Here is a 13626-nt window from a genome sequence, read left to right on the forward strand (position 1 = left end):
ATTATGTCGAATAAAATTCAGCGCACAAACAAGCCGTTTGTTGTAAAAGCTCCGTACAAGCCTTCGGGTGATCAGCCGCAAGCAATAGAAGCGTTGGCGAATCGCATTGAAAACGGCGAAAACGACGTTGTTTTAATGGGTGCTACGGGAACTGGTAAAACTGCTACAACTGCTTGGCTTATTGAGCGTTTGCAGCGTCCTACTCTTATTATTGAGCCGAATAAAACTTTAGCGGCTCAGCTTTGCGCGGAGTTTCGTGAGCTTATGCCAGATAATGCCGTGAGCTATTTTGTGTCTTACTACGATTACTATCAGCCAGAAGCGTACATTCCGCAAACAGACACGTATATTGAAAAAGATTCCAATATTAACGACGATGTTGAGCGGCTTCGTCATGCTGCTACAGCGAATTTGCTTACTAGACGCGATTGCGTTGTTGTGGCAACTGTTTCTTGCATTTACGGCCTTGGTACTCCGGAGGAGTATGCAGAGCGAATGCTTATGTTAAACGTTGGCCAGCAGCTTGAGCGAGATACGCTTCTTCGCCAGTTTGTGAGCATGCAATATAAGCGCAACGATATTGCTTTTACGCGCGGAACTTTTAGAGTGCGCGGAGACACTGTTGAGATTATTCCAGTGTACGAAGAATTAGCTGTGCGAATTGAGTTCTTTGGTGACGAAATCGACAGAATTACAATGTTGCATCCTCTTACAGGAGAAGTGATTCGCCAGGAGAGTAGCGTTCATATTTTCCCAGCGTCTCACTACATTGCAGGGCCAGAGCGCATGGAACGCGCGCTAGAGGCTATTGAAAAAGAGCGTGACGAACGCGTTGCGCAGCTTAAAAAGCAGAACAAATTGCTGGAAGCTCAGCGTTTAGAAATGCGAACTACGTATGATTTGGAGATGCTGCGTCAGGTTGGTGTGTGCCCAGGAGTGGAGAATTATTCGAGGCATTTTGACGGACGTGATGCAGGCACGCCTCCGCATACGCTGCTTGATTTTTTCCCAGACGACTTTTTGCTAGTTTTAGACGAGTCGCATGTAACTGTGCCGCAAATTGGAGCCATGTATGAGGGTGATGCTTCGCGCAAAAGAACGCTTGTGGAGCATGGATTTAGGCTGCCTTCTGCAATGGATAATCGCCCGTTAAAATGGAAAGAATTTTTGGAGCATGTTGGTCAAACTGTGTATCTTTCTGCAACGCCTGGAGATTACGAGTTGGGGCTTTCTGACGGCGTAGTTGAGCAGATTATTCGCCCAACTGGTTTGCTTGACCCTAAGATTGAGGTTCGACCTGTGGAAGGTCAGGTTGACGATTTGCTTGCGGAAATCAAGGAGCGAGTGGCAAAAGATGAGCGCGTGCTTGTTACTACGCTTACGAAGAAAATGGCGGAAGACTTAACCGAGTACTTTTTGGAGCTTGGAATTAAAGTTGAGTACTTGCATTCAGATGTTGATACTTTGCGCAGAGTGGAGCTTTTGCGCGAGCTTCGCGAAGGCAAAATTGATGTGATTGTTGGCATTAATTTGCTTCGTGAGGGTTTGGATTTGCCAGAAGTTTCGCTGGTTGCAATTTTGGATGCAGATAAGGAAGGCTTCTTAAGATCTTACCGCTCGCTTATTCAGACGATTGGCCGCGCTGCTCGTAACGTTTCTGGAACTGTGCTTATGTATGCAGATACCGTTACGGATGCTATGAGCAAGGCGATTAGCGAGACGGAGCGCCGCCGCGAAAAGCAAATCGCGTATAACAAGGCTCATGGAATTGATCCTAAGCCTTTGCGAAAGAAGATTAGTGACGTTAACGACATGCTTGCTAAAGAAGATGTTGATACGCAGACTTTGCTAGCAGGCGGTTATAGGAATGCTAATAAGGCTGGGAATTCGCATTATGGTGTGCCAAAAGAGACGAATCTTGGGCAGCAAAGCAAAGAAAAGCGTATGGCAAATGTTTCTGCGTTGCCACAAGACGATATTATGTCGCTGATTAAAAATTTGAGCGAGCAAATGCATGTTGCTGCGCAGCAGTTGCAATTCGAGTTGGCTGCTCGTTTGCGCGACGAAATACGCGATTTAAAGAAAGAGTTGCGGCAAATGGATGAGGCTAATAAGTAAGGGTAATGAGTGAGCGCAGCTAGTCGTGGTTAATTGTAATGAATAAATAGGCGCGAGTTTTGCCTATAGGTCACAATTTGCTGGTACACTATTACTCGGAAAGTGGGTATTTTCCCATTTAAAAATAAACAAAGGAAATAGGTAGGCATTATGCGTAAAGCCAAAATTGTTGATACCATTGGTCCAGCTACAGAATCGTTGGAAGGTATTACCAAGCTTGTTGAAGCTGGTATGGATGTTGCTCGTTTGAACCGTTCTCACGGCACTCCTGAAGATCATTTGCGCGTTTACAACAATGTTCGTGCAGCTTCCAAGTCCACTGGCCGCAATGTTGCTGCTCTTGTTGATTTGCAGGGTCCAAAGATTCGCTGTGGTTGGTTTAAGAAGAACGCTGATGGTGAAGATAAGGTTTATTTGGAAGAAGGCCAAGAGTTCATCATTACTACTGATGATGTTGAAGGTGACGAGCATCGCACTTCTACAACCTTCAAGGGTTTGCCAGGAGATTGCCATGCAGGCGATCCAATCCTTATTGATGATGGTAAGGTTCGCCTTGAGGTAACTAAGGTAGAAGGTAACGACGTTCACACTAAGGTTATTGTTGCTGGCCCAGTTTCCAGCCACAAGGGCATTAATCTTCCAGGCGTTGCAGTTTCTCTTCCAGCTTTGACTGAAAAAGATGAGTCTGATCTTCGTTGGGCTATTCGCACTGGCGCTGACATTATTGCTATGTCCTTCGTGCGTTTTGCTACCGATATTGATCGCGCTCACGAAATCATGGACGAAGAAGGTCGTCGTATTCCAATCGTTGCTAAGATTGAAAAGCCACAGGCTGTTGAAAACTTGGAAGAGATTGTTAAGACCTTCGACGGCATTATGGTAGCTCGTGGCGATATGGCTGTGGAAATGCCTCTTGAAGAGGTTCCACTCGTTACCAAGCGCTGCATTGAGCTTTCTCGCCGTTACGCAAAGCCAGTTATCGTTGCTACTGAAGTTCTTGGCACAATGGTTAACTCTCCAGTACCAACTCGTGCAGAAGCTTCTGATTGCGCTAACGCTGTTCTCGATGGTGCTGACGCAACAATGACTTCTAACGAAACTGCTGTCGGCAAGTATCCAGATGTTACCGTAAAGACTATGTCTCGCATTTCTCAGTATGCTACCGAGAATGGCTATGATCGTATTCCTGCTGTTGAGCTTGATATGTCTAGCACCGGCGCAGTTTCTTCTGCAGCTGTTGATTTGGCAGATAAGCTTAACGCTAAGGCTATTGTTGCCTACACTCAGACTGGTCGCACGGTTCATCGTATTTCCCGCGAACGCCCAACCGCTCCAATCTACGGCTTGACCAACAATGAGCACACTTATCACTGGTTGGCTTTGAGCTGGGGTACTGAAGGATTCTTGATTAGTGAAGATTATCACGATATGAATCGTCGCGATTTGATGATTTTCACCGACAAGGTTCTTCGTGAGGCTGGTAAGGTTTCAGATGGTGACCAGATTGTTATCTTGAGCACTGCTCAGGGTGAGCGTCAGGCTGGCCGTACTGACTCCATCTACGTTCACACAGTTGGTGCTTGCGACTAATATTATGCGGTTTTACACATGCGTTTAGTATGATTTAATTTTTAATTATTTACTTGCGTATGTGTAAGACATATAACGTGTAACGTATAAGTTGTGACTTGTAATGCGCGCTTCCTATCTGTAGGTTGCGCGCATTGCTTGTATTTAATCGCAATTATTCAATATTGCGACACGCGCAAAACGCCTTAACTATTTGCATGCAGCTTAAAGTGTGCTATAGTCAACAAGTCGCAAAAAATTGCGAAAAATTGAAGATGCCCCTGTATCCCAATTGGTAGAGGAAACAGCCTCAAAATCTGTGCAGTGTGAGTTCGAGTCTCACCGGGGGCACGTGCACAACGTCACTTAGCTTGCTGAGTGACGTTTTTTATTTCGTTTTAATATTTAGACATAAGTAATAAAGCGTATAATAATAAAAGCATTTTCGCACAATAAAACAATGAATGTGCTGTACGTGATGTGAAAGGAACAAAGATGATCCGCAGTGCAAAATTGCAACTAGGCAAGCGTAAAAAAAGTAATTATTCTGGCGAATTAATCAATAATTGCAAGCGCAATTTAATGTTTGTATTTGCGTCATTCGCTGCTGTAGCAACAATATTAATGTGTGTGTTTACCATTGTTCCAAACTCTTCGGCATTTGCTTCAACTAAATCAACAAACGGCCTTCCACAAAAAGGCGTTATTGTTACCGCTTTTCAGCAAAACTGGAGGAGTATTGCCAAGGAGTGCAAAGAAACGTACGGTCCTGAAGGTGTTAAGTACGTTCAAGTGTCTCCTCCGGAGGATCATATTAAAGGCAAAGCGTGGTGGACTTCTTACCAGCCTGTTAGTTACAATCTAAATTCTAAGCTTGGTACTGAAGCTGAGTTTAAGAATATGATTACTACGTGTAAAGCTGCGAAGGTTGGAATTATTGTTGACGCTGTTATTAACCACATGACTGGTGCTGACAATAAAGATACTGTGGGAGTTGGCGGCAGTAAGTATGATGCGGCGAATCAGAGTTATCCAGATGCTGGTTACACGAAAGATGATTTTCACCAAATAGATAAAGATATTTACACATATAAGGATGCGCAAGTAGTTTGGAATTATCGTTTAGTTGGTTTGCTTGATTTGGATACTTCTAAGCCTCATGTGCAGCAAACTCTTGGTAATTATTTTGCAAAATTGCTAAAAATGGGTGTATCTGGCTTCCGTGTGGACGCTGTAAAGCATATTGCTCCAAACGAGATGAAAGCTATTAAGAAGGCTGCATCTGAGGCTAGTGGTGTTAAGCCTGAAAACATTTGGTGGATGCAGGAAACAATTGGGGATAGCAATGGTGCGAAAGAAAATCAGCCAGATAAGTATGTTGGAACTGGTGAAGTAGACGAGTTTGAGTACTCGTACCGTTTGCGAAATTATTTCTCTGGTTCAATCGACAATTTGAAGCATATTACAGATGGTCTTATTCCTAATAAGAGTGCTGCTATTTTTGTTACAAATTGGGATACTGAGCGAGATAATGCCACAAGCGTTCTTACTTACAAAGATGGCAAATTATATGAGCTTGCGAACGCTTTTATGCTTAGCTATCCGTATGGTACGCCAAATATTTATTCCGGATACAAGTTTAGTGAGCGTGACGAAGGTGCGCCTTTTGCAACTGAAACGTCTGTTCCAGATGCAAGCTGTGGCAAGGATTCAAAGTGGCAGTGCACTCAACGCTGGACTTCAATTCGAGGCATGATTGGTTTCTATAATGCTGTTAAAGGCACGAAAGTAACTAAGTGGCAGGATGATGAAAGCAATAATATTGCTTTTAGCCGCGGAAATAAGGGTTTCTTCGCTATTAATAATGACGATAAGCAAAATAATGTTAGTTACAATACTGATTTGCCAGATGGCGAGTATTGCAATGTTTATGCATCAAAGAATTGCGAAAAAACTGTAACTGTTAGTGGAGGAAAGGTTGAAACAACTATTCCTTCTCATTCTGCTGTAGCTTTGCATATTAAGGCTGTGAAGCACTTTGGTAGCAATTCTGCAATTAATAAAATACTTCTGGTATTTGTTGCTATTTTTGTAGCTTTGGTTGTTACTTTGGTTTTGCGATTTAAAAAAGACAAAGCTGATGTTGAAAGTGCAGCTAAGTAGTACCAACACAACTGCAGTTTTTAATTGTTTATTGCAATATTGTCAATATGTCGGTGATATAATTGCCTCCGCTTATATGCGCATTTATGCGTGGCTAGCAACATAGCCGTACTAGCCACCGTTTGCGTATTTAAGCTATTAGTGCGTCCAAAGAAGAAACGCGCTAATGCCAACGGAGGAAAGGAAACTGATGAGTCATCGTCGACACTTTGCATCGAAGATGGTTGCTGTTGTTGCGTCTGTTGCAATGCTTGTAACTGGTTTTGCTGTTACAATTAGCGCAAACGCTGCGACTAGCGGGGAGTCTAGCAATAGCAAAGAAACTTCTTCGAATGTAACTCTTAAAGGTAAAGGTGTTATTGTTACTGCATTCCAGCAGAATTGGAAGAGTATTGCTCAAGAATGCGAACAAACGTATGGTCCTGAAGGTGTGAAGTATGTGCAAATTTCGCCTTCTCAGGATCATATTAAAGGTAAAGCTTGGTGGACTTCGTATCAGCCTGTGAGCTATAAGCTTGATTCTAAACTTGGCACTGAAGCTGAGTTTAAAGATATGATTAAAACTTGCAAGGCAAAGGGCGTGGGGATTATTGCAGATGCTGTAATTAATCACATGGCTGGCGCTGATAATAAAGATAAAGTCGGTGTTGGTGGAAGTAAGTATGATGTGTCTACTCAGACTTTTGAAGATGCTGGATATAAAAAGGATGATTTCCATCAAGATAATAGGAATATTGAGCATTATAACAATGCGGAGGAAGTGTGGAATCGCAGGCTTGTAGGCTTACTTGATTTGGATACTTCTAAGCCGCATGTTCAGCAAGTTTTAGGTAAGTATTTTGCAGATTTGTTGAAGCTTGGTGTTGCTGGTTTTCGTGTGGATGCTGTAAAACATATTTCTACAGAAGATATGAGGGGCATTAAAGCTTCTGCTATAAAGCAATACAACGAAAGTGTTGAAGATAGCAAAAAGATTAATGACATCTGGTGGATGCAGGAAACTATTGGCAATCCTTCAGAAGCTCAACAAATTCAGCCAGCTGCGCATTTGAATGAAGGCGAAGTTAACGAGTTTGGCTACTCTTACCAGCTTATGCAAAGTTTCAAAGGCTCGCTGATGAAGGCAAGCAAGCCTCTGAACAAAATTCAAGACGGAATGGTTAAGAGCGATAAAGCTGCTATTTTCGTTACGAACTGGGATACAGAGCGCGGTAACAGCGTGCTTACGTATAAGGACGGTCGTCGTTACACTTTAGCAAACGCTTTCATGCTCGCGTGGCCATACGGCACTCCAAACGTGTATTCCGGATACAAGTTCGATAAGAATGATGATGGTGCTCCTGGTGCAACTGAAACGTCTATTCCGGAAGTAACTTGTGGTGCTAATTCAAAGTGGCAGTGCACTCAGCGTTGGACTTCTATTCGCGGAATGATTGGATTCTACAATGCTGTTCAAGGTGCGAAAGTCACAAATTGGCAGGATGATGGCGATAACAACATTGCTTTTAGCCGCGAAAAGAAGGGCTTCTTAGCAATCAACAATTCGCTTGACGAAAAAGAAGTTTCTTATAAGACTGATTTGCCTGATGGTGAGTACTGCAATGTGTATGCTGCAGGTGACTGCTCTAAGACTGTTAAAGTTGAAAAAGGTGAAGTTAAAACCAAGATTGGCGCTCGCGAAGCAGTAGTATTGCACGTTGATGCAACAAAAGCTAATCATCCAAAAGGCTCTGCCACTGATCCATCTGATCCTAAATATGGTGAAGAAAAGCCTGATGCAGGTATGCCAGAAGATCCTACAACAACTATTTACTTTAAGCCAGATGAAAAGTTTAAAGATAAAAAAGTATATGTTCATTACGGCATAGGCTCAAGCTGGACTCAAGCTCCTGGCGATGAGATGAAGAAGGCTTGCGATGGTTGGTATAAGAAGACAATTAGAACCAATGGCAAAGCTTATGAAGCAGTGTTTAACGATGGCAATGGTTACTGGTATCACGAAGGAGATAATAATAACTTTAAGATTCCAGCTCACACTGATTCGTATGTAGCTCAAGATCACAAGGGTAGCGTTGGAGTAAATCCTTGCCCAGTAGCATATAATCCAAAGACCACTGTTCGCATCCACTACGCACAAAAAGTGAGTGATACTCGCAATATTGGCGTTTATTTGTGGGGCAAAGACAAGGATGGTAAAGATTTACCTGGAGCTTGGCATGAGTTCAATGGCAGTGATAAATTCGGCAAAGTTTTTGAAACTACGGTTGATGGTTCTTTTGAAAACAAGTCACTTTCCTTTATTACTACTACAAAAGATTGGAATAAAGACGGTGGCGATCGTGCTATTGAAAACTGCGCAAGTGGTCTTGCTGAAGCTTGGGTAACAGGCGGAACGGGTACTACGCAGTTTGCTGCTCCAGACAATCTTAAGAAGAAGCCAAAAGAGCTAAAGGTAACAGTTCATTATCGCAGGAATGCTGGCGATTATGAAGGCTGGAACATGTGGACTTGGAATGACGGAACCGGTGGTACTGCTCGTTACTTCACTTCGCATGACGATTATGGCAAAGTTGCAACCTTCACTGCTAAGAATGATGCTGGTATTGACAGTGTTGGTTTCAAAGTTAGAAAGTCTACGCCAAATAATGCTTGGGATAAACAAGATCCTAGCGATCGCAGTATTCCAAACAACGCGATTAAGCTAGATCCAAATGATCCAAACAAGGGTAGCGTTGAAGTCTGGTTAATGCAAGATGACATGACAGTATACTTAAACGCTACTATGCCACAACTTACAGCTCACGTAATGTCTGCTGATATTGCTGGCTTAAAGAAGTTAGCTGTAAAAGTATCTGGTGACGTGTCTTCTGTAAAAGACTCTGACGTAACGCTTTTGGATGCTAGTGAAAATCCTGCCAAGACTGTTGAGCTTAATTCTGTTAAAGCTAATGGTTCAGAGATTACTATTGAAACCAAGAATGAACTTAATATTAAACATAAGTATGAGTTGAGTATTAAGGGATTAGCTAAAGATATTAAGCTTTCTGCTTCCTCAAAAACTGGTGCTAGTGTAATTCGTACCGATGAATTCGATAAGAAATATGCTTATACTGGCGATGATTTAGGTGCTGTGTATTCTGCTTCTTCAACTACTTTCAAGCTTTGGGCTCCAACAGCAACTGAAGTAAAGCTGATTACTTATAAGTCGACTGCTGAAAAAGCTGAAAAAGACAAAGAAACAGCTATGAAAGCAGAAGATCATGGTGTATGGTCTGTAAAGCTCGATGGTGATAAAGCTAATACAGCTTACGCATATGAAGTTCATTTTGCTGATGGCACAGTGAATGTTTCTGCTGATCCTTATGCGAAAGCTTCAGTAGTAAACGGTGAACGTTCTGTTGTATTAGCAGATAAAGACGCTGGTAGCGCTGGAAATCGTATGCCAAGCTTTACGAATCCAAGTGACGCAACAATTGCAGAAATGGATGTTCGTGACTTCTCAATCAATCCAAACTCTGGTATTAGCGATGCTCATCGTGGTAAGTATCTTGGCGTAATAGAAGCAGGTACGAAAACTACAGATAAGCATAATGTTTCTGGGTTGGATTATTTGAAGTCTCTTGGTGTCACTCACGTGCAAATCATGCCAATGTATGATTTTGGTTCTGTGAATGAAACTGGTGACTTGAGCTATGGAAAGCAAGGTGCTCAAAACTGGGGGTATGATCCGCAAAACTACAATGTTCCTGAAGGGTCTTACTCTACGAATCCTGCTAATCCAACAGCGCGAGTTAAGGAAGCTAAGCAAATGATTGCTGGTCTTCATAAAGCTGGTTTGCGTGTGATTATGGATGTTGTTTACAACCATGTTTATAGCGCACAAAATCATTCGTTTAACAAGACGGTTCCTGGATACTACTTCCGTTATAAGGATGGCGCTCTGAATGGTAATTCTGGATGCGGTAACGATACTGCTTCTGAGCGTCAAATGATGCGCAAGTATATTTTAGATTCTGTAAAGTATTGGGCTACGCATTACAACCTTGACGGCTTCCGATTTGATTTGATGGGCTTAATTGACCTGAAGACTATGCAGGAAGTGCGTGCTGAGCTTAATAAGATTGATCCTTCAATTATTGTGCTCGGTGAAGGCTGGGATATGAATGAACTGCTTCCTAAGAGTGATTCTACTATTCAGCCAAATGGCTATAAGATTCCAGGAGTAGCGTTCTTTAACGATTCCTTCCGTGATTCTGTAAAAGGTTCTGTGTTTGGTGATGCGTCTACTGGTTTTGTAAATGGCAATACAGATAAAGGTGTTAAGGCTTTGCTTGAGCATAATTTGCTTGGTTGCCAATTTGGCACGAGTACTGTTAAGTGCTCGAATAGTAATGCTGAAACGCACTTTGCTGATGCAGGACAAGTAGTTCAGTATGTTGAAGCTCACGATAACTTGTCGTTGTACGATAAGCTAAAGGTTTCTGCGCCTAAAGACACTGAAGACGTACGATTGAGGCGAGTAAAGCTTGCAAATTCAATGATTTTGCTTTCTCGTGGCATGCCGTTTATTCAGCTTGGTCAGGAATTCTTAAGAAGCAAGAACGGTAATTCTAATAGCTACAATGCTGGCGATAAAGACAATGCTCTTGATTGGAATCGTGCTGCTGACAAATCTGATTCCGTGAACTATTTCAAGGGATTGTTGAAGCTACGCAAGAGCATTAAATCTCTTCGTGATTTTGATTATGCAACAATTAACAAGAACATGAAGATGATTGATGGCACTCCTGATGGTGTAATTGCTTACACGCTTAAAGATGCAGATAAGCAGTACGTTGTAGTGTTCAATGCTAATAATGCTGAAACTCAAGTAAAGATTCCAGCAGGAAAGTATTCTGCTCTTGTTGCTAATGGCAAAGTTAATGATGGTGCTCAAGAGGCTAATGTTTCTGCTGACGGAACATATAAGGTTGCTGCTCTTTCGACTGCTGTGTTGCTTAATGCTGAAAAGAAGAGTGAGCCTGTGACTCCTGTAACTCCTACACCTCAACCGCCTGCTCCAGGCCCACAGCCTCAGCCTCAGCCAGCTCCTGGTCCTGTAAATCCTCAGCCGGCGCCTCAGCCAGCTCCTGTAAATCCTCAGCCTGCTCCGGTGAATCCTCAGTCTGGTTCTGGAACTCAACATGGATCGCAGCAACCTTCTGTAGAAACTCATAATACTCAGCAAGGTAATCCTCAGACGGAGAATACTCAGCAAGGAAATACGCAGCCTTCAGTTAAAAATAAGCATGAGTCTGCTCCTGCTAATAAGACTCCAGAGCATGTTAATTCTGAAGATACTGCTAAATCCGAAAACACTGGAAAGACTGGAAAAACTGAGAAGCCTGCTCAGGTTGAGAATCATGCTCAAAAGGCTGAGACTTCCACTTCAGCACCAGATCCATCTGCTCCAGCTCCTGAAGCTCCTGTAACTGTTAAGCAGCTTAAGCCAGAATTAAAGGGCACGCTTACTGTAGGTAGCAATGATGTTGCAACAGCCGGTGTTGTGAACAATGTGAGTATTCATGTTGTAAACAGTGAATTTACCGAACGATTGAAGAAAGACGGTGTAGTTTATGCATACGCATACATTTACTCCTCTCCTCGCTTACTTAAGAGCGCAAATGGTTCTAAGTATGTAACTGTTCGAATGGTAAATGGTGTTCCTCAGTTTGACGCAATCTTCCCAGCAGGATATTCCGGAAAGCATACAGTTGTGTTGATTGATGATCATGGTAATCAAGTTGCATGGACGTACATAACCGTTCTAAATAACGATATTGTTAAAAAATCGCAAGAATTAAGCGCTACAGGTAGCAGCATAATTCAGATTGTATTTATTTGTGCAATATTGTTGGTCGTGGCTAGTGCGTCCTTTATTAAAGTAAAGCGAAATAAGAATATATAAAAGAAGGTATAGAATCAAAAAGTATATTAAGCTTGAGCTAATTATGCAAGTACTTGCATAATGCTGTGAGAAAGAAGAACGTATGTTTTGCATCAACTGTGGAGCTTTAATTAAGGATAATACACGGTTCTGTTCTCGTTGTGGAGCAGCTGTTAATGCTTCTGCAGAAAATGATCAGCAGAACAATACGCAGAATCAGCAGAGTTCTCAGAATCAGCAGAGTTCTCAGAATCAGCAAAGTATGCGTAACAACATGCCTCAAGCTTACAAAGCTGAGCCGTATAATGCTAATGCTGCAGCATCAGCCACTTATACGGCATCAGCTATTCCTTCGTCTTCTCGCGGTGGCGGCCTATTTTCTGGATTTGATGTTTTTTCAAATGAGGAATTAAAGGATAAAAGAAATATAGTTCTTTCTATTACAATAGTTATATCTTTTATTCTTTCTTGTATTTTTGGCTGCTTAATTTGGGATTTTATTCATCCGGGTCAAATTCCTTATTCAAAGCTTCGCAGTGAGCTTACTCAATCGCACAAGTATGAAGATTATACGCTAAAAATTGTTAATTCCGACGTTTCTCAATATCCGCACGTTAAATTGTACTTTTCTCTTACGGATAGCAGTGGAAAAGCGCTTGAAATTGACTCTCCAACTGCTGCAATTCGCGAAAAAATTGGTGGCGGCAAAGAAGTAGAACGCCTTATTCATAAGGTTGAGCGAATTAAAGACAATCAAGGTGTTAATTACGAGATTCTTCTTGATAAATCTGGCTCAATGGATTCTTCAATCGACACTATGAAGAAAACAATGAGTGATTTTGTGCGCAATCTCAACTATAAGGTTGGAGATAAAGGAGAGCTTATATCTTTCGATAGCTACCTCATGTATATGGCAACATACACAAACGATAAAAATCGACTTCTTACAGGTATCGATAATATGACACCTTACGGAATGACTGCCTTGTATGATGCTCTATACACTGGTGTTACTAATGCTTCAAACCATCCAGGCTTTAACTGTGTTATTGCTTTTACAGACGGTTTGGATAATGAAAGCACTCATACTGCGGATGAGGTTATTGCGCTCGCAAAAGAAAAGGGAATACCAGTTTATTTGATTGGTACAACTGATGCTGATTCTAGCGTATTGCAAAATATTGCAAACGAAACAAACGGCTACTTCTGGGATATTAATTCTATTTCAGATATGAAAGATGTAATGAATAGAATTAGAGTTAATCAAGATAATGTTTATTGCCTTGAATACGATTCTGATTCCTCAACAAATCCTTATGTTGATCGTGTAGTTTCTGCTTTGCTTGCAGATTCGAAGAATCATAAGTCTGGTGGAATTGGTGACGATTTAGCGTTTAAGCCAGTGAAGAGGAAGACTTATAAGAAGAGTGGTTCTCGTTTTGTTCTTCATAAGGGAGATGTAACTTGGACCGAAGCTAATAGTGCATGCATGCAAGATGGCGGATACTTAGTAACTCTTACAGACAAGAGTAAGGAAACTAAGGTTATAAATATGGCTAAGAAGGAAGGTGTCAAGTATGTGTGGATTGGCGGTTACACCTCTCAGCGCGAAAATGGTGACGTGTATGCACACTGGGTTACTGGTGAAAAAGTAAAGTATCAAAATTGGTTGCCGGGTGAGCCAAGTCGAAATGATAAAGATGGTGAACCTGAGTTTTATCTTATGCTTTGGAGATTAAATGACGAATGGTCTTGGAACGATCAGCGCGACAACCTATTTACAAATCCTACACTGCGCAAAACATTTAGCGGTAAGACAGGCTACGTGTGCGAAGTGAATAAATACTAAT

At 41.9% G+C, this 13626-nt stretch carries 5 protein-coding genes and 1 tRNA gene; all 6 read left to right on the forward strand.

The window, feature by feature from the left end; translation table 11 throughout:
• Window positions 1-3 precede the first annotated feature (3 nt).
• The 6 genes from uvrB (at window position 4) to ACLD5M_RS04820 (ending at window position 13625) form a co-directional block, all read left to right on the forward strand.
• A complete protein-coding gene (gene uvrB / locus ACLD5M_RS04795) occupies window positions 4-2118 on the forward strand; it encodes an excinuclease ABC subunit UvrB (RefSeq protein ID WP_410314703.1) in 2115 nt (704 codons plus the stop codon).
• Window positions 2119-2268: 150 nt separating this feature from the next.
• On the forward strand, window positions 2269-3708 hold the full coding sequence (gene pyk, locus ACLD5M_RS04800; RefSeq protein WP_004134820.1) for a pyruvate kinase: 1440 nt from the start codon (window positions 2269-2271) through the stop codon (window positions 3706-3708).
• 256 nt (window positions 3709-3964) lie between these two features.
• Window positions 3965-4038, forward strand: a tRNA-Leu gene (locus tag ACLD5M_RS04805).
• A 144-nt stretch (window positions 4039-4182) separates the two neighbouring features.
• Window positions 4183-5850: an alpha-amylase gene (locus tag ACLD5M_RS04810; RefSeq protein WP_004134822.1), complete on the forward strand. Its 1668-nt coding sequence runs from the start codon at window positions 4183-4185 to the stop codon at window positions 5848-5850.
• Between the two features lie 190 nt (window positions 5851-6040).
• Window positions 6041-11797, forward strand: coding sequence for a type I pullulanase (gene pulA, locus ACLD5M_RS04815; RefSeq protein ID WP_410314704.1), 5757 nt, complete (start codon window positions 6041-6043; stop codon window positions 11795-11797).
• A gap of 82 nt (window positions 11798-11879) precedes the next feature.
• A complete protein-coding gene (locus ACLD5M_RS04820; protein ID WP_004134827.1) occupies window positions 11880-13625 on the forward strand; it encodes a VWA domain-containing protein in 1746 nt (581 codons plus the stop codon).
• The last annotated feature ends 1 nt before the right edge of the window (window position 13626 follow it).

Source organism: Gardnerella sp. Marseille-Q9185, from assembly GCF_046508745.1.
Taxonomy (GTDB): Bacteria; Actinomycetota; Actinomycetes; order Actinomycetales; family Bifidobacteriaceae; genus Bifidobacterium; species Bifidobacterium greenwoodii.

Excerpts from the sequence above, each read along its gene's own strand:
- pulA (WP_410314704.1), top strand. The coding sequence starts at position 6,041 with ATGAGTCATCGTCGACACTTTGCATCGAAGATGGTTGCTGTTGTTGCG.
- ACLD5M_RS04810 (WP_004134822.1), top strand. The coding sequence starts at position 4,183 with ATGATCCGCAGTGCAAAATTGCAACTAGGCAAGCGTAAAAAAAGTAAT.
- pyk (WP_004134820.1), top strand. The coding sequence starts at position 2,269 with ATGCGTAAAGCCAAAATTGTTGATACCATTGGTCCAGCTACAGAATCG.
- ACLD5M_RS04820 (WP_004134827.1), top strand. The coding sequence starts at position 11,880 with ATGTTTTGCATCAACTGTGGAGCTTTAATTAAGGATAATACACGGTTC.
- uvrB (WP_410314703.1), top strand. The coding sequence starts at position 4 with ATGTCGAATAAAATTCAGCGCACAAACAAGCCGTTTGTTGTAAAAGCT.